The 16,929-nt window shown below is 70.5% G+C and carries 22 protein-coding genes; 15 read left to right on the forward strand and 7 right to left on the reverse strand.

The annotated features are described in order from the left end of the window. The 12 genes from DK459_RS23950 to DK459_RS24005 form a co-directional block, all read left to right on the forward strand. On the forward strand, positions 1-513 hold a 513-nt coding region (locus tag DK459_RS23950; protein WP_370445617.1), incomplete at its 5' end, for a GNAT family N-acetyltransferase. Positions 514-690: 177 nt separating this feature from the next. Continuing rightward, positions 691-1,557 (forward strand): motility protein A, encoded by an 867-nt coding sequence (locus DK459_RS23955; RefSeq protein WP_006384312.1) that lies wholly within the window; start codon positions 691-693, stop codon positions 1,555-1,557. After that, a complete protein-coding gene (locus DK459_RS23960) occupies positions 1,554-2,552 on the forward strand; it encodes an OmpA family protein (RefSeq protein ID WP_110135108.1) in 999 nt (332 codons plus the stop codon). Before DK459_RS23955 ends, DK459_RS23960 begins: the two co-directional genes overlap by 4 nt. Before the next feature lie 129 nt (positions 2,553-2,681). Next, positions 2,682-3,068 (forward strand): hypothetical protein, encoded by a 387-nt coding sequence (locus DK459_RS23965; RefSeq protein ID WP_006384314.1) that lies wholly within the window; start codon positions 2,682-2,684, stop codon positions 3,066-3,068. Then, positions 3,065-3,256 (forward strand): helix-turn-helix transcriptional regulator, encoded by a 192-nt coding sequence (locus DK459_RS23970; RefSeq protein WP_024069081.1) that lies wholly within the window; start codon positions 3,065-3,067, stop codon positions 3,254-3,256. The genes DK459_RS23965 and DK459_RS23970 overlap by 4 nt, the downstream gene beginning before the upstream one ends. Positions 3,257-3,364: 108 nt before the next feature. Beyond that, positions 3,365-3,718: a YciI family protein gene (locus tag DK459_RS23975; protein WP_006384316.1), complete on the forward strand. Its 354-nt coding sequence runs from the start codon at positions 3,365-3,367 to the stop codon at positions 3,716-3,718. Between the two features lie 157 nt (positions 3,719-3,875). Continuing rightward, entirely contained in the window at positions 3,876-4,289 is a 414-nt protein-coding gene (locus tag DK459_RS23980; RefSeq protein WP_110135109.1) for a YciI family protein, read from the forward strand. A 41-nt stretch (positions 4,290-4,330) separates the two neighbouring features. Further along, a complete protein-coding gene (locus tag DK459_RS23985; RefSeq protein ID WP_006384318.1) occupies positions 4,331-4,738 on the forward strand; it encodes a VOC family protein in 408 nt (135 codons plus the stop codon). Further along, a complete protein-coding gene (locus DK459_RS23990; RefSeq protein WP_110135110.1) occupies positions 4,735-6,024 on the forward strand; it encodes an RNA polymerase sigma factor in 1,290 nt (429 codons plus the stop codon). The genes DK459_RS23985 and DK459_RS23990 overlap by 4 nt, the downstream gene beginning before the upstream one ends. A 93-nt stretch (positions 6,025-6,117) precedes the next feature. Next, positions 6,118-7,008, forward strand: coding sequence for an AraC family transcriptional regulator (locus DK459_RS23995; protein WP_080684540.1), 891 nt, complete (start codon positions 6,118-6,120; stop codon positions 7,006-7,008). A 110-nt stretch (positions 7,009-7,118) separates the two neighbouring features. After that, complete coding sequence (locus DK459_RS24000) at positions 7,119-8,072, forward strand: DMT family transporter (RefSeq protein WP_024069083.1); 954 nt, start codon at positions 7,119-7,121, stop codon at positions 8,070-8,072. 82 nt (positions 8,073-8,154) lie between these two features. After that, a complete protein-coding gene (locus DK459_RS24005; protein WP_024069084.1) occupies positions 8,155-8,538 on the forward strand; it encodes a cytochrome c in 384 nt (127 codons plus the stop codon). Positions 8,539-8,589: 51 nt separating this feature from the next. On the opposite strand, the gene DK459_RS24010 is transcribed toward DK459_RS24005, so the two are convergent. Next, a complete protein-coding gene (locus DK459_RS24010; RefSeq protein WP_024069085.1) occupies positions 8,590-9,258 on the reverse strand; it encodes an HAD family phosphatase in 669 nt (222 codons plus the stop codon). A 73-nt stretch (positions 9,259-9,331) separates the two neighbouring features. Beyond that, complete coding sequence (locus DK459_RS24015; protein ID WP_070541383.1) at positions 9,332-10,540, reverse strand: CynX/NimT family MFS transporter; 1,209 nt, start codon at positions 10,538-10,540, stop codon at positions 9,332-9,334. Between the two features lie 107 nt (positions 10,541-10,647). Between DK459_RS24015 and DK459_RS24020 the strand changes: the two genes are divergently transcribed. Then, the gene (locus DK459_RS24020) at positions 10,648-11,550 is read left to right on the forward strand and encodes a LysR family transcriptional regulator (protein WP_058664609.1); all 903 of its coding nucleotides are present in this window, start codon (positions 10,648-10,650) and stop codon (positions 11,548-11,550) included. 70 nt (positions 11,551-11,620) lie between these two features. On the opposite strand, the gene DK459_RS24025 is transcribed toward DK459_RS24020, so the two are convergent. The 3 genes from DK459_RS24025 to DK459_RS24035 form a co-directional block, all read right to left on the reverse strand. Next, positions 11,621-12,439 carry a DUF169 domain-containing protein gene (locus DK459_RS24025; RefSeq protein WP_110135111.1) on the reverse strand — a complete coding sequence of 273 codons (819 nt, stop codon included), beginning with the start codon at positions 12,437-12,439 and terminating at the stop codon, positions 11,621-11,623. Between the two features lie 85 nt (positions 12,440-12,524). After that, positions 12,525-12,953: a GNAT family N-acetyltransferase gene (locus DK459_RS24030; RefSeq protein ID WP_047990972.1), complete on the reverse strand. Its 429-nt coding sequence runs from the start codon at positions 12,951-12,953 to the stop codon at positions 12,525-12,527. A gap of 80 nt (positions 12,954-13,033) precedes the next feature. Beyond that, a complete protein-coding gene (locus DK459_RS24035; RefSeq protein ID WP_110135112.1) occupies positions 13,034-13,909 on the reverse strand; it encodes a LysR family transcriptional regulator in 876 nt (291 codons plus the stop codon). A 96-nt stretch (positions 13,910-14,005) separates the two neighbouring features. Between DK459_RS24035 and gstA the strand changes: the two genes are divergently transcribed. After that, positions 14,006-14,611: a glutathione transferase GstA gene (gene gstA, locus DK459_RS24040; RefSeq protein ID WP_053498412.1), complete on the forward strand. Its 606-nt coding sequence runs from the start codon at positions 14,006-14,008 to the stop codon at positions 14,609-14,611. A 63-nt stretch (positions 14,612-14,674) separates the two neighbouring features. Here the strand turns inward: gstA and DK459_RS24045 are convergent, their stop codons facing one another. Beyond that, positions 14,675-15,445, reverse strand: coding sequence for a DNA alkylation repair protein (locus DK459_RS24045; protein WP_110135113.1), 771 nt, complete (start codon positions 15,443-15,445; stop codon positions 14,675-14,677). After that, complete coding sequence (locus DK459_RS24050; RefSeq protein ID WP_038503715.1) at positions 15,442-15,975, reverse strand: MarR family winged helix-turn-helix transcriptional regulator; 534 nt, start codon at positions 15,973-15,975, stop codon at positions 15,442-15,444. Before DK459_RS24050 ends, DK459_RS24045 begins: the two co-directional genes overlap by 4 nt. Before the next feature lie 135 nt (positions 15,976-16,110). Here DK459_RS24050 and DK459_RS24055 point away from each other — a divergent pair, with 135 nt between their 5' ends. After that, positions 16,111-16,920 (forward strand): nucleotidyltransferase domain-containing protein, encoded by an 810-nt coding sequence (locus DK459_RS24055; RefSeq protein ID WP_110135114.1) that lies wholly within the window; start codon positions 16,111-16,113, stop codon positions 16,918-16,920. Positions 16,921-16,929: the final 9 nt, after the last annotated feature.

Below are 16,929 nucleotides of genomic sequence, written 5' to 3' on the forward strand. Positions count from 1 at the left end.
TTGAGCCTGGACGATGCGCCCGCCATCCAGCGCATCTTTCCGCAATGGGAAGTGGTGCGCTACCTGGCGGACCAGGTGCCCTGGCCCTATCCCGAGGACGGCGCCCGTACCTACGTGGAACAGGTGGCGCTGCCGGCGATGCGGCGTGGCAGGCAGTGGCATTGGTCGCTGCGCCCGCGCGCCGAGCCGCAACGCCTGATCGGCATCATCAGCCTGATGCGCGACGAACCGGGCAACAACCGCGGTTTCTGGCTCGACCCGGAATACCGCGGCCAGGGCTACATGACCGAGGCCAGCGAGGCGGTCACCGCCTATTGGTTCGACGTGCTCGGGCAGCCGGTGCTGCGGGCGCCCAAGGCGGCGGCCAACGAGGGCTCGCGCCGGCTGTCGGAGCGGACCGGGATGCGGCTGGTGGCGACCGAGGAACGCGGTTTCGTCTCTGGCCGCCAGCTGGCCGAGATCTGGGAGATCACGCGCGACGAATGGCGCGCCCGGCATCCGCCGGCCGTCTGAAACCAAATCCGGCCCCGATTATTCTCCTGGGGCCCCGCGCCCGGACGCCGGTTCAAGCCGGCGCTTACCGCCCCTTTCGCCCCGTTTTCCGACGGATTGGCGCGACCCGCCCGTGGCTAGAATTTGCCACCATCCCGCATTCCGTGAACCGGATGCGCTAGCTATCGGGCAAGATCCATGAATCCGTCTACCGTCATCGGCGCCGTTGTCGGCCTGCTCACCCTGGTCATCGTCATCGCGCTGGCCGCCACCAACCCCGGCATGTACTTCAACCTGCCGGGCTTGGCCATCGTGCTGGGCGGCACCTGCGCCGCGCTGTTCATCGCCTACCCGCTGTCCGAAGTGATGCGGGTGTTCAAGCTGGTGGTCACGGTGTTCCGCAGCGACCAGCACGACCAGCAGCGCGACATCGAGGAACTGGTCAACATGGCGCAGCTGTGGATGAACACCGACGTCCACAAGGTCGAACAGGAACTCAAGAAGGTCAGCAATCCGTTCCTGCGCACCGGCGTGCAGCTGATCATCGACAACACCCCCGAAGACCAGATCATCGAACTGCTGCAATGGCGCGTGGCGCGGCTCAAGGCCCGCGAAATGGCCGAAGCGCAGATGTTCCGCGTGATGGCCACCTTCGCGCCGGCCTTCGGCATGCTGGGCACGCTGGTCGGCCTGATCAACCTGATGTCGGTGCTGGGCGACGGCAGCATGACCACCATCGGCCAGCAGCTGGCCATCGGCCTGATGACCACCTTCTACGGCATCCTGCTGGCCAACCTGGTGTGCAAGCCCATCGCCGTCAAGCTCGAACGCCGCACCGCGCGCCGCGTCGAGTCCATGAACATGGTGCTGCAGGGCATCTCCATGATGTGCGAGAAGCGCGGCCCGGCCGTGGTGCGCGAAACCCTGAACTCGTTCGTCATGCACGTCGAGGACGAAATCTACGACGGCGGCGCCGCCGCGCCGCGCGCCAAGGCCGAGGGCCAGGTGTCCGCCGCCGCCAACAAGCCCGTGTCCATCACCCGCCCCGCCGCCGCGCGCCAATGAGCCTGATTTCCCCCTCCCTGGCGCAGCGGATCGAGCAGGCCCGCCAGGCCCAGTTGCGCGCGCAGAAGGCGGCCGCCAACAGCGGCTGGCGCCCCAGCAAGAGCGACCGCAAGGATCGCTACGCCCGCTGGCACGTCGATGAAACCGTCGAAAGCGATGCCGAGAACTGGCTGCTCAGCTACCTGGACCTGATCACACTGCTGCTGGCCATGCTGGTGGTGATGCTGGCCGTGGCGCGCCTGCACGGCGGCTTCCCCGAGCCAGGCGAAACGCAGGTCGACATCGTCGGCAGCCTGGCGGCCAAGGGCCTGCCCGCCTACGACGGCGAATACGCCGAATTCGACATGCCGGCCATCCCCGCCAGCTGGGCCGAACCCACGGCGCCGGCCACGACGGCCAGCGTCGCCGCCGATGCCGCGGACAGCGATGGCGAGGTGGTGGCGCAAGCCGCCCCGCCCCTGAAGGCGCCGTCCAAGGAATCGCTGGGGCTGGCCGACCTGGGCAATTCGGTCGACGTCATCATCAACGAACAATCGGTCAGCTTCCGCATCAGCAACGAGCTGCTGTTCCCCTCGGGCCAGGCCACCCTCAGCCCGTCGGGCCTGGACGTGATCAAGCGGCTGGCCGCCATCCTCAACAAGAATGACTACCAGGTCTCGGTCGAGGGCCACAGCGATCCGGTGCCGATCCAGACGCGGCAGTTCGCCTCCAACTGGGAACTGTCCAGCAGCCGCGCCACCAGCGTGCTGCGCGAACTGGTGCGCGACGGCGTGGCCGGCAGCCGCCTGCGCGCGGTGGGCTACGCCGAGACGCGCCCGATCGAGTCCAACGACACCCCGGCCGGCCGCGCCGCCAACCGGCGCGTGGAACTGATCATGGACATCACCGCGCCGGCCAAGCCGGTGCAGGCCGAGGCCAAGGGGGACGCGGGCAAGCCGGCCAGCGCCGCCAACGGCAAGGCCGGCGCCCCCGCGCCGGCCGCCGGCAAGTCCTGACGCGCCAGCGTCTACCCCGAACCAGCCGCGGCCGGTTTTGTTTTGACCGCGGATGTAAAGCAAACTTGACATCCCGTTCTGGCCCCGCCACAATGTCAAGCACGCTTTACACACCCGGAGATGTCCCCCATGAATCAAACCCAGGCCAGGCGCCGCTACCTGAAGGAATTCGGCGCCGCCATCGCGCTCTACGTGGCCCTGGTGGCGCTGTCGGTGTATGCCGCCACGCTGCTGGAGCCGGGCGCGCCGCGCACCGCCCTGCTGGCCAGCCCGGTGCTCGCGATCCTGCTGGTCATCCGCGCGGTGGCGCGCCAGGTCCGCCGGGCGGATGAGTTCGTGCGCAAGATCACCGCCGAACACCTGGCCATCGCCGCCGCCGTGACCGCCGCCATCACCTTCGCCTACGGCTTCCTGGAGCTGGCCGGCTTTCCGCGCCTGAGCATGTTCTTCGTCTGGCCGCTGATGGCCGTCGCCTGGCTCGCCACCACTATCATCGACTACCTGCGCCATCGATGAAGAACCGGATCCGCGACCTGCGCGCCGAACGCGGCTGGAGCCAGGCGGCGCTGGCCGAGCAATTGGATGTCTCGCGCCAGACGGTCAACGCCATCGAGACTGGCCGCTACGATCCCAGCCTGCCACTGGCCTTTGCCATCGCGCGCGTGTTCGGCCAGCCCATCGAGGCCATCTTCCAGGAAGGCTGACGCGAACCTGTCCGGCGCGCCGCAAACAGCGTAATCTGGCGGCTGCCGGCCGGGCGCGACGCGCGCCAGCGCCGGCACATACGCCGACCTTGCCACCAGGAACCGTCCATGCCGTACATGCTTCTCATCGTCGAGCCCGCCGGCCAGCGCGCCGAGCGCACCCCCGAGCAAGGGCGCGACGTCTACGCCCAGATGGTGCGCTACGCCGAAGGATTGCAGGCGCGCGGCCTGCTGGCGCGCGCCGAATCCCTCAAGTCCGACGCCGACGGCGTGCGGCTGCGCGTGCGCGACGGCCAGCGTACGCTGGTCGACGGCCCCTTCGCCGAGGCCAAGGAGATGATCGGCGGCTTCTTCCTGCTCAACTGCGAGGATCGCGAACAGGCGCTGGCGCTGGCCGCCGAATGCCCGGCGGCGCGCTGGGCCACGGTGGAGGTGCGCGAGTTGGGGCCCTGTTTCATGTAGCGCCGGGTCGCTGCCGCGCGGGCTGGCGTGGCGGCCGGACTAGGTGTTTACCCTGATTCGCACGTCTCCCTGTCGATTCGCGCCCGCCTCATGCGTCGTGCCAGTACCGACCCTGCCGCGCCTTGTGGCCGGGCCCATCGATACCAGGAGATCCCCGATGCGATTCATGATCATCGTCCGCGCCAACGCCGACAGCGAGGCCGGCAAGCTGCCCGAGGCCAGCCTGCTCGATGCCATGGCGACCTACCACGAAGGCCTGGCCAAGGCCGGCGTGCTGCTCGACGCCAGCGGCCTGCAGCCTTCGTCCAAGGGCTGGCGGGTGCGCTACGACGACCGCGGCCAGCGCCAGGTCATCGACGGGCCGTTCGCCGACACCAAGGAGCTGGTGGCCGGCTACACCATGATCCAGGTGCGTTCGCGCGAGGAAGCCCTGCAATGGACGCTGCGCTTTCCCGACCCCTTCCCCGGCCAGCCCTGCGAAATCGAGGTGCGCCAGCTGTATGAACTGGACGATTTCGGCCCCGGCAAGGAAATCGACCGCTTCCGCGAACTGCCCGGCAACGGCCAGTGAGCCGCGCCGCCCCTTCAACGCCCCACGCCACGAGACCCATCATGCACAAGCAGATCTTCGTCAATCTCCCCATCGCCGACATGGCGAAATCGCAGGCCTTCTTCAAGAGCCTGGGCTTCAGCTTCAATCCGCAGTTCACCAATGACCAGGGCGCCTGCATGGTCGTCAGCGACAACATCTACGTCATGCTGCTGGTAAAGGACTTCTTCCAGGGCTTCACCAACAAACCGGTCGTCGATGCCAAGGGCGCCACCGAATCCCTGATCGCGCTTTCGTGCGAAAGCCGCGCCGAGGTCGACGACCTGGTCGCGCGCGCCAAGGCGGCCGGCGGCACGGCGCCGCGCCCGCCGCAGGACCATGGCTTCATGTACGGACACGGCTTCGACGACCTGGACGGCCACATCTGGGAAGTGTTCTACATGGAACCCGGCGCGACGCCGCAGGCATGACCACGACGGCCGGATCGGCGGCAACCCACCGCGCCATCGAAGCCGTCTGGCGCATCGAGGCCGCCAGCGTCATCGCCGGCGTCGCGCGCCTGGTGCGCGATGTCGGCCTGGCCGAGGAACTGGCCCAGGACGCGCTGGTGGCCGCGCTGGAGCGCTGGCCGGCGACCGGCGTGCCGGACAACCCGGGAGCCTGGCTCATGACCACCGCGAAGAACCGCGCCCGCGACCGCTTGCGGCTGGACGCCATCCATCGCCGCAAGCACGAGCAGATCGGCCACGAACTGGAGGCGCTGCAGGCCGACGTCGAACCCGATTTCGTCGAGGCGCTGGACGCCGCGCGCCAGGACGACATCGGCGACGACCTGCTGCGCCTGGTGTTCACCGCCTGCCACCCGCTGCTGTCGACCGAGGCGCGCGTGGCGCTGACGCTGCGTCTGCTGGGCGGGCTGTCCACCGCCGAGATCGCGCGCGCCTTCTTGGCCTCGGAGTCGACCATCGCCCAGCGCATCGTGCGGGCCAAGCGCAGCCTGACGGCGGCGCGCGTGCCGTTCGAGGTGCCCGGGCCGCGGGAACGCGCGGCGCGGCTGGCCTCGGTGCTGGAAGTGATCTACCTGATCTTCAACGAAGGCTATGCCGCCACCGCCGGCGAAGACTGGATGCGCCCGGCGCTGTGCGACGAAGCGCTGCGGCTGGGCCGCATCCTGGCGCAGCTGACGCCCGACGAGAGCGAGGTGCACGGGCTGGTGGCGCTGATGGAACTGCAGGCCTCGCGCTTGCATGCGCGCAGCGACGCCGAAGGCCGGCCGGTGCTGCTGCTGGAACAGGATCGCGGTCGCTGGGACACGCTGCTGATCCGGCGCGGCCTGGCCGCGCTCGCGCGCGCCGAAAGCCTGGGCGGCGCCAGCGGCCCGTACGCGCTGCAGGCCGGCCTGGCGGCCTGCCACGCCCGCGCGCGCCAGCCGCAGGACACCGACTGGGCGCGCATCGTGGCGCTGTATGACGCGCTGGCGCAGGCCATGCCGTCGCCCGTAGTGGAACTGAACCGCGCCGTTGCCGTGGGCATGGCCTTCGGCCCGCAGGCCGGGCTGGACCTGGCGGATGAGCTGGCGCGCGCCCCGGCGCTGGCCAACTACCACTGGCTGCCGAGCGTGCGCGGCGACCTGCTGGCCAAGCTCGGGCGCCATGCCGAAGCGCTGGCCGAATTCGAGCGCGCCGCCGGTATGACGCGCAACGCCCGCGAGCGTGAAATGCTGCTGGCGCGGGCGCGGGCCATGCGCGCGCCTTGATGCCCCCGCCGCGCCGGATCGCCGCGGCCCGGCCGCCGGTCGGCGCCCGCGATGGCGCATGCCGATCCCGGGCGGACGTGCTTAAATCCCGCCATGGCCTCATCCCATCCCGCCGCCGGCGGCCTCCGCGCCGCGCCTGACACGCACGCCGAACCGCCGCTCGCGGGCGTGCCGCAGGCCTTCGACCATGCCGATGACCGCGCCGAATTCCGGCGCCTGGCGCAGCGGCCCGGCATCGAGCTGTACCGCGCCCACATCATCCGCCACGCCTTCGAACCGCATACCCACGAAGCCTTCGGCCTGGGCGCCATCGAAGCCGGCGTGGAGCGTTTTCGCTACCGGGGCGCCGAGCACCTGGCGCCCTCGGGCTCGGTGGTGCTGATGAATCCCGACGAACTGCACACCGGCCGCGCCGAGACCGCGGGCGGCTGGCGCTACCGCATGGCGTACATCGACCCCGACGTGGTCGAGCAGGTGACGGGCGAGGCCGCCTGGTGGTTCGATTGCGCGGTGGGCCACGACCCCGCCGGCGCCCAACGCGTCACCGCCCTGCTGGACACCCTGTGGCGCGCGCGCGAGCCGCTGGCGTTCGATAGCGCCTTGTTCGCGTTGCTGGCCGAATTCCGCCGCCACGCCCGTGTGCCGCGACCGCCGCGCGCGCAAGGCGCGCCGCGTTTCGCGCCGGTCATCGACTACCTGCGCGCCAACCTGGCGCGCCGCCTGACGCTGGAGGAACTGGCCGCCGTCGCCGGCCTCAGTCCGTTCCACTTCCTGCGCAGCTTCCAGGCGCACTACCACGCCACGCCGCAGCAGACGCTGATGGCGCTGCGCCTGTTCGAGGCCAAGCGCCTGCTGGCCGCCGGCGAAACGCCGGCCCAGACCGCCCTGGCCGCCGGCCTGACCGACCAGGCCCACCTGACCCGCGCCTTCACCCGCCGCTACGGCGTCACGCCCGCCCGCTACCAGAAGCAGGTGCGGGCCTGAGCCGCCCGGCAGCCGCGCCAGGGTCGCGGCGCGCAGCAATCTGGTACAAGACCGGCCTCGCCAGCCGCCGCTAGACTGCCCCGTCTATCGCATACACGTAGGGAATCTTCATGTGGGCAGGAACCTTGTACGCCCTGGCGGCCGGATTGATGTGGGGGCTGGTTTTCGTCGGTCCGCTACTGCTGCCGGAATACCCCGCCGCCCTGCAATCGGTGGCGCGCTACCTGGCCTTCGGCCTGATCGCCCTGCCGCTGGCCTGGCTGGACCGCAAGGCGCTGCGCCAGCTCAGTCGCGCTGACTGGATCGAGGCCCTGAAGCTGGCCGCCATCGGCAACCTGCTGTACTACCTGTGCCTGGCCAGCGCCATCCAGCGCGCCGGCGGCCCGGTGCCGACCATGATCATCGGCACGCTGCCAGTGGTGATCGCCATCTGCGCCAACCTGCGCAACGCGCGCCGCGACGGCCGGCTGCCCTGGAAGCGGCTGGCGCCCTCGCTGGCGCTGATCGCGCTGGGCATCGCCTGCGTCAACCAGGCGGAACTGCAAGCCCTGCGCCAGCAAGCCGATGCCGACCTGTCGCGCTACGCGATCGGCGCCGTGCTGGCGCTGGGCGCGGTGGCGTGCTGGACCTGGTATCCGCTGCGCAACGCCGACTGGCTGCGCGACCATCCTGGCCGCAGTCCGCGCACCTGGGCCACCGCCCAGGGCGTGGCCACCCTGCCGCTGGCGCTGGCCGGCTATGGCCTGTTGTGGGGCGGCATGGCCGCCACCGGCAGTGGCTTCGACATGCCGCTGGGCCCGCGTCCCGAGGTGTTCCTGGGGCTCATGATCATCATCGGCCTGTTCGCCTCGTGGCTGGGCACGCTGTGCTGGAACGAAGCCAGCCAGCGCCTGCCGACCGCGCTGGCCGGGCAACTGATCGTGTTCGAGACGCTGGCCGCGCTGGCCTATGCCTTCATCCTGCGAGGCAGCCTGCCGCAGCCGTTGACGCTGGCCGGCATCGTGCTGCTGATGATCGGCGTGCTGCGCGCGGTGCGGGTCAAGCCCGAGCCGCTGCCCGCCTAGCATCGGCGCGTGGCGAGGCCCGCGGCCACGGTCTAGAATGCCGGGCCCCCGTCCTGGGGCCCGATCGATACGACACGACGACATGAAAACAAAAACAGCATGCATCGCCGCGCTGGGATTCTCCGCGCTCATTCAAACGCCGCCGGCCCTGGCCGAGAACATCAACGGCAGGAATCTCTTCCAGCAGCGATGCGCCATGTGCCACGGCGCGGACATCAAGGGCACCGGGCCATTGGCCAGGAAAAGCAATCCGCCTACCCCGGACCTCACCACCGCGGCGTTCAAGAAGCGGCTGATCGACTATCCGGGTGTCATCGTGTCCTCGGTCATCCTCCGCCCCAACGGCGACCTCATTCCCAGGACATTGCGCGAGAATGGCGTGAAGGTGCCTCCGCATGCCTGGACGGTCAAGGATTTCCGGGATCTGCACGAATACATGACGGGCGTGATCGCCAAGAGCCGTTGATGGGCGCGTCGCCACCGCGCCCATGCCAGGCGGCCCGGGCGCGTGGCGGCCCTAGATGATCTCCGACAGGCGCTGCAGGTCGCTGATGACCTCGAACGCGCCTTCGTCCAGCAGGCGCTTGCGCTGGTCCGGCCCGTTGTGCGAGGCGCCGATGTAGCCCACCGCCCGCATGCGCGCGGCGCGGGCGGCGCGCACGCCGGGCACGCTGTCCTCGACCACCACGCATTCCAGGATCGCGGTGCGCATCTGGCGCGCGGCGAACAGGAACACATCCGGCGCCGGCTTGCCATGCGCCACCTGCGCGGTGCTGAATACATTGGGCGCGAACGCCTCCCACAGCCCCACCAGCTTGAGCGCCGCTTCCAGCTTGGGCGGCGTGCTGCTGGAGGCCACGCAATACTCGATGCCGCGCTGGCGCAACGCCGCCAGGGTCTCGTGCACGCCGGGCAACGCGCGCAATTCCTGGCGGAAGGTGTCCTGCAGGCGGTCGGCGTACTGGCGCGGGAATTCCGGCGGCAGCGGCCGCGCGTTCTCTTCCTGCAGGGTCTGCCACATGTCGGCATCGGGGATGCCGGCGAAGCGCCGGGCAGCTTCTTGCGGTGTGATGGCGATGCCGTGTTCGGCCAGCGCGCGCGACTGGGCGCGCGCGGCGATGATTTCGCTGTCGATCAGGACGCCGTCACAATCGAAAATGACCAGGCGCGGGGCAGGCGTAGACATGGGGACTCCACGGGATGCGAGCCTCCATGATAGGCCGCCCGCATGACAATCGATGCCGGGGTGGCGACGGCGCCTACAGTTGCGCGCCGTTCAGCCGCCGCAGGCGCCAGGCGATGGCCACGCCGCCCAACGCCGCGGCCGCCACGATCAGCGAAGCCTGCGCCCAGCCATAGCGGTCGATCACCCCGCCCACCGTCACCGGGCCGATCACCTGCCCCAGGTTGCTGCCCATCATCACCAGGCCCACCGTGGCCGCCGTGAGCGCCGGCCGCGGCGCCACCAGTGGCGCCGTGCCCAGCAGCGTCGCCGGGATCAGGCCGCCCACGGCCGAGAACAGCACGCACAGCAGGAACGTCGGCATCGCCGCGAACACCGATCGGAAGATCAGCAGCGCCACCACGCCCATCGCCACGCTGGCGCAGGCAATCAGGGTCGAACGGCGCCAGCCGCGCGACAGCAGCACGCCGGCGCCCAGGTTGCCGATGATGTTGGCGGCGCTGGCGACCGCGCTGTAGAGGCCGGCGGTGGCCAGCGGCAGGCCCAGCTTGTCCATCAGCAACACCGGCAGGAAGGTGAACAGCGCGAAGAACATCAGGCTGTAGAGCGTGAACGAGGCCGCCAGCAGCATCGGCCCGGCCGCGCCCAGGGTGTCCGTGGTGTCGCGGCGCAAACCGTTCCAGGACAGGGCCGCGCCGCCCGGCACCGGCGGCGCCAGCGCGGCGATACAGCCCAGCGCGATCACCGCGGCGGCGCCGGCGCACCACCAATAGGCGTGCCAGTCGCCAAACGCCTGCGAGGCCAGCATGGCGATCGCCATGCCCGCCGGCATGTAGCAGCTCCAGAGCGCGAACGCCAGGTCGCGGCTGGACGGCAGCACCAGGCGCTGCAAGGCCGCCGGCCCGGCCACCGTGATCAGCAGGAAGCCCAGGCCCTCGACCACGCGCGAGGCCAGCAGCACGCCATAACCCGGCGCCAGCGCGCCCGCCGCCGTGCCCGCCGCGACCGTGGCCAGGCCCCACAGCAGCATGCGGCGCGCGCCAAAGCGCGCAATGATGCCGCCGGCGGCGATGCCGCCGACCATCCCCAGGATGGAGAACACCGCCGTCAGCGTGCCGATCGACGCCAGGTCCAGTCCCAGGTCACGGCGCAGCAGCGGCGCCGCGATGATCACCTTGCCCACCTGCAAAGACGCCACCACCCCGGCGCCCACGATCGCCAGCACCGCCCCCCAACGGGTCGCCGCCGGCTGGCCGGCCCGCGCCGCGCCTTCCACCTTGTCCATCCTTGCCTCTCCTCGCTTGCAATGCCGCCAGCATGCCGGCCGGAACCGATTCTGATAAGTGATAATCTTTTGATGGAACCGATCTTGAAAATAGATCAGGACGCACGATGATAGACGCCCTCACCCTGGATCAGCTACGCGTGTTCGCCGCCGTGGCCGACACCGGCAGTTTCCGCGCCGCGGCCAAGCAGCTGGCGCGAGTGCAGTCGGCCGTCAGCCACGCCATCGCCAACATGGAAACGCAGCTGGGCGTGAAGCTGTTCGACCGCGGCGGCCACCGGCCCGTCATGACACCGGAAGGCCAGGCGCTGCTGGCCAACGCGCGCGACATCCTGCTGCGGGTGGACGCCATGCGCGCCCGCGCCCAGGGGCTGGGCGAAGGGGTGGAGCTGGAACTGTCGCTGGTGGTGGACACCCTGTACCCCATCGCCCAGGTTGGCGCCGCGCTGAACCGCCTGCGCGCCGCCTATCCGTCCGTGGCCACGCGCGTCGCGGTGCTGCCGCTGGGCGGCCCCATCGCCGCGCTGCTGGACGGCAGCCATCAACTGGGCATCATCGCCGGCGAGCATTTCCGCCATCCGCGCATCGCCATGCAGGCCTTGTCCTCGGTGCAGATGGTCGCCGTGGTCGGCGCCAACCATCCCCTGGCGGCGCGCGTGGCCGACGGCGCGCCACTGGCCACGCCCGAACTGGCCGACCACCTGCAGGTGGTGCAGATCGACCCATCCACCCTCAGCGCCGGCCGTGACTTCGCGGTGCTGTCGCCGCAGACCTGCCGGGTCAGCGGGCAGGACACCAAGCATGCGCTGATCCTGGCCGGCGTCGGCTGGGGCCGGCTGCCGCTGTGGCTGGTCGAACGCGACCTGGCCGAGGGCCGGTTGCTACGCCTGCCCACCGGCAGCCTGGGGCGCGGCAGCCAGGTGGCCACCGAGGTCTACCTGGCGCACCGCATCGACCAGCCGCTGGGGCCGGCCGCGCGCACGCTGGCGGCGGCGCTGGCGGGCGCCTGACGGCCAGGGCCACGGCCCGGTCCGGGGCCAATTCAGGCCAGGCGCGGCGCCCGTGGCTGGCGGCTTCGCCTCAGGCGCGCGGCGGCTGCGCGTAGCTCACGCCCATGCCGGCGCGCACGTCGTTCTGGATGCCATACGGCGGAATCGGATAGCGCAGGCCATTGGCCGACAAGGCCTTCATTCCCTCGATCGCCATGGGCAGGTAGCGCGGCGGCAGCGCCATCAGCATTTCCTCGTCCGGCACGCCGCCGTAGCGGCGCTCGGCATAACAGGGCAAGGACAGGCTGGGCTCGCCGGTGGCCAGCGCCCGCCCCCAGGAATCGGCGCAGGCGGTCTCGCCCACCACGCTCCAGTCGAAGCGCCGGTAGTTCTTCCATTGCAGGCCGTTGATCAGGGTGATCATCTGCCCGGGCGTGGCGTACACCAGGCAGATGTCGGGCGGATCGAGCCGGCCCGAGGCCAGCGGCGACACCACCATGGCCCGATACCTGCCCGCCGGCACACAAGACAGGGCTTCCTGGCGGGCGCGCGCGTCGGCCTCGGTGGCGTGCCAGACGCCGACGTATTCCTTGCCGCTGCGCCAGGCCTCGTCCTGCGGCCCCAGGCCGATCACCGCGCGGCACTGCGCCCCGACGAGGTCATCGCCGGTGATGCCGACGGTCCAGCCCAGCCGCGCCGCCATGCCGACGATCTGGTCGGTGGTGTGGGTGGCCTTGGGCCGCCGCAGTCCCTTCACGCCGGCCAGCGCCGCTTCGTCCTGGTAGAGCTTCATGCCGATGACCGTGGTCTTGAGCCGCAGCAGCCGGTTCAGGTCGTCGACCAGCGCCGCCCAGTCGAGCGGCTGGCCTGGGATGGCCTCTTGATTTGTCTGTTGGGTTGTCTCTTCCATGCCCGTCCTTTGGACTTGTCGTTGGTACGGGCAAGACTACACGAGAGCAAGGCCGGCAGGCCAACCTGTCCGCCCCCGCCGCCGCTCAGCCGCGGCAGGACTTCATCAGGTACTTGGGCGATTCCGCGTAGCCCTGGCGATAGTAGAAGCGGTGCGCATCGACGCGGCGCTCGTGGCAATGCACCTCGATGCGGTCGCAGCCGCGGGCGCGCGCCAGCGCTTCGGCCGCCTCTTCCAGGGCCCGCCCCACGCCGCTGCCGCGGGCCGCGTCGCTGACGCAGAAATAGGTGATGCGGCAGAAGTCCCCCGGCAGCGCCAGCTGCACCATGAAATGCAGGCCGATGAACCCCAGCAGCCGGCCGCCGTCCTCGGCCACCAGCAGTTCGGCGTCGCGGTGCCCCAGCAGGCGCTCGATCTTCTCCGGCACGAAACCCGCGGTGCCGGGATAGCCCAGCTGGGCCAGCAGTTCAACGATGTCGGCGCTGTCGCCGGCTTGCGCATTGCGGATGATCATAGGACCTCGGCCAAAAGCGCTGATGGTAGGCGGCCACGATGTCGCCGCGATGACCGCGCGCGGCGCCGCGCCCCGCCGCGTCAGGCGCGGCGGTCATCCTGGCGCAACATTGCGAACAGGGCCTGCACGGCGGCCGAGCCGGCGGCGGCCGGCGACGCGGCCAGCGCGAAACGGCGCCGCACCGGCTCGGCCAGCGGCAACACCCGCAAGCCGCGCCGGTTCTCCGGCAGGGTCAGTTCCGGCACCAACGCCACGCCGACATTGTCGCGCACCAGCGCATGCGCGCTGGACCACTCCATCACGGTGGCGCGCACGTCGGCCAGCGCCAGGCCGGCGTCCGCCGCCACGCTGCCGGCATGCACGCTGCAACCGCCGGTGGCCAGCACGAAAGGCTGCGCCACCAATTGCGCCAGCGCCACCGACGCGCCGCGCGCCAGCGGATGCGCCGCCGGCAGCACCGCCACCCAGTGGTCCTCGCCCAGCGGACAGGTGGCGCGGCCGGCAGGCGGATTCAACACCACGCCCACGTCCACGGTGTCCGCCGCCAGCAGGTCTTCGATCTCGCTGTCGCTGGCCTCCAGCGGCACCACGTCGATGGCCGGATGCAATTGCCGGAAACGCCGCAGCACCGGCGGCAGGATGGTCGAGAACACCATCGGGAAACTGGCCAGCCGCAACACCCCGCCCGGCGCGCCGACCGCCTCGCGCGCCAGCGCCTGGATGCGGTCGAGCGCGGCGAGCATGGCGCGGGCCTCGTGCGCGACCCGCAGCCCCAACGCGGTCGGCACGCTCTGGCGCCGTTCGCGGGTGAACAGCGGCGCGCCCAGGTGGTGTTCGAGTTGCGCGATGGCCTGGCTGGCGCCCGATTGCGTCATGCCCACCTGCCTTGCCGCGTGCGTGATGTTGCCGGCGTCCACCACCGCCAGCAGCAGCCGCCAGTGAATCAGGTTCATCATGGCATCAGCCCAGCTTATTGCATGTTTATGAAGAAGTAATTTTACGGATGTTTGGCGGCGCGGCATCCTGGCGTTCCCTTCTTCCGGATTGCCCGCATGAAACTCTATTACGCTCCCGGCACCTGCTCGCTCTCGCCCCACATCCTGTTGCGCGAACTCGACCTGCCCTTCACCCTGGTGCGGGTCGACAACCGCAGCAAGCGCACCGCCGACGGCGGCGATTTCCTGGCCATCAATCCCAAGGGCTATGTGGCCGCGCTGCGGCTGGACGACGGCCGGGTGCTGACCGAAGGCCCGGCCATCAGCCAATACCTGGCCGACCTGCGGCCCGAAGCCGGCCTGGCGCCGCCCGCGGGCAGCTGGGGCCGCAGCCAGTTGCAGGAATGGTTGAATTTCATCTCGGCGGAAATCCACGGCGGCTTCGGCCCGCTGTTCAACCGCGATCTGCCCGAGGCGGCGCGCGCGTGGTGGCAGGGTCGCCTGGAAAAGCGCCTGGACTACGTCGCCGCCGCGCTGCACGCGCGGCAGGCCCTGGTGCAGGACCGCTACGGCGTGGCCGACATCTACCTGTACGCGGTGCTGCGTTGGGCGCCCCAACTCGGCGTGGACCTGGCGCGCTGGCCGGAGCTGGTGCATTTCCAGCGCCGCGTCGAATCGCGCCCCGCCGTGCAGGCCGCGCTGGCGGCCGAAGCGCACGCTTGAACAGCTCGCGGCCCGTTCGCAATGGCGATCGATAGCCGCGTGGCCTGCGCGGCCCGCGGCGCGCTACGCCCCGATGGTGCGCAGCGCCCGCTGGCAGATGCGTTGCGTCGCCGCGACCGGGCTGTGCGTCAGCCAGCGCGCGCACACCCGCCGGACCCAGTCCGGCTGGTCCTTGCTGGCATCGTTCAGCCAGTTCGCCACCGAATCCTGCACATAGACCGCCGGATCGGCGCGCAGCGGCTCCAGCAGCGGCAGCGCCTGCCCCGGATCCGCCTTGAGCGCGGCGATGTGCGCGCACCAGACGCCGCGCGGCCGCAACGCTTCGCTGGCAAAGCGGCGCAGGCGCTCGGACGGCAATGCCGTCCACGCCTGCAGTTGCGCGAGGGCCGCGTCCAGGTCCGCCGCCAGCGCCGGCCGCACCGCCAGCCAGGCCCATTCGCGCACACCGAAATGCGCGTCGTCGGCCAGCGGCCGGATCCGCGCCAGGCGCTGCGCCAGCGACAGGCCCGGCGCGGCGCCCACCATGAAGCAGGCCCAGCCGCGCGCGGTATCCGACGCCTGCGCCGCCATGCGCGCCATGCCGGGTTCGCCCAGGCTTTCCCCCAGGATCCGCGCCGCCAGCGCCATGCGCCGGGAAATTCCCAGCGCCGCCGCGGCCCGCATGCGCGCGATGCCTGCGGCGCCGACCTCGGGCGCCAGCGCCTGCATCAGGCGGGCGAAGTCCACCGCCAGGCATTCGGTCAGGTGCGTGGCCGGCGCGCCGGCGTTCAGTTGCGCGAGGCGATCGGCGCCGATGTCCTTGACGCCGCGGCCGGCGGGTTTCGCGGCGCTCATGGCGCGGCTCCGGCCGGCGCCGCGCGCCCGCTGTCGGTGCCGCGCCAGACCTTGGCCAACAGGTCGCCAAGCTGGCGCCGCTCGGCTTGCGACAGGCCGTCGAAGAGCGAGCCGATCCATTGCGCGTGCTCCTTGAACAGGCGCGCCGCCGCCGCCCTGCCCTTGGGCGTCAGCGTCACGGTGACGCGGCGCCGGTCGTCCTGGCCCGGCTGGCGCAACACGAAGCCATCGCGTTCCAAGCCGTCGAGCAGGCCCGTGACGGTGGCGCGGGTCACGCCCGCGCGCGCCGCCAGCTCGTGCGGCGACAGGCCGCCGGCCTGGCCATGCAGCAGGAACAACAGCACGAACTTGCCTTCGGACAACTGCCGTGGCGCCAGGCGCGCGGCGCAGTCGCGGTCGATGGCGCCGGCCAGGGCCAGCACCTGGAAGCACAGCCGGATACCGTCGGACGAAGGCAGCCCGCGACGGGCGGCCTCGTCGAGCAAGGCATGGTGCTTGGGTTCCAACATGGCGGGATGAACGGCTGGCATGTGCTTTCGGAAAATTGATATGGAGGCACATGATAAGCCGCCTAATCATTGAATGGCAAACGCGCGCGGGACCGCAACGCGCCGCCGCTCGCCACGCGCATCGCGCCCGCGGGACGAAGTGCTAGCATTGGACGCATGACCTCGATCCTGCATGCCCATCCCATCGATCCGGCCGTCCGCGAACGCGTCATGGCCACGCTGGAACACATCGAACAGCGTCACGACGTGCGCGTCCTGCTCGCCTGCGAATCCGGCAGCCGCGGCTGGGGCTTCGCCTCGCCCGACAGCGACTACGACGTGCGCTTCCTGTACGTGCACAAGCTGGACTGGTACCTGCGCGTGGCGCCCCAGCGCGACGTGATCGAACTGCCCATCGACGACGAGCTGGACGTGTCCGGCTGGGAATTGCGCAAGGCGCTGCAACTGCTGCGCGGCTCCAACCCCACCCTGTTCGAGTGGCTGGATTCGCCCGTGCTGTACCGCCAGGACGAGGCCACCAGCGCCTGGCTGCGGCACTTTCGCAGCGCGTATTTCTCGCACATGAAGGGCCGCTGGCATTACGTGTCCATGGCCGGCCGCAATTTCCGCGAATCACTGCAGGGCGACACGGTGCGGCTCAAGAAATACCTGTACGTGCTGCGTCCGATGCTGGCCGCGCAATGGATCGACAGCGGCCGCGGCATCCCGCCGATGCGCTTTGCCGACCTGGCCGATGCCATGGTCACCGACCCCGCGCTGCGCGACGAGATCAACGCGCTGCTGGCCATCAAGATGCAGGCCGGCGAAGCCGAACACGGCCCGCGCTTCCCGTTGATCCACGCCTACCTGGAAACCACGCTGCCGGCTTTGGAAAAAGCCCCCTTCTTCGACCGGCCCGATGGCCAGACCGAGCGGCTGGACCGGTTCCTGTACGAAGTCGTGACCGGCGCGCCGCTGACGTATTGAGCGCCGCCA

It is taken from the genome of Achromobacter sp. RW408, assembly GCF_003184165.1.
Lineage (GTDB): Bacteria > Pseudomonadota > Gammaproteobacteria > Burkholderiales > Burkholderiaceae_B > Achromobacter > Achromobacter xylosoxidans.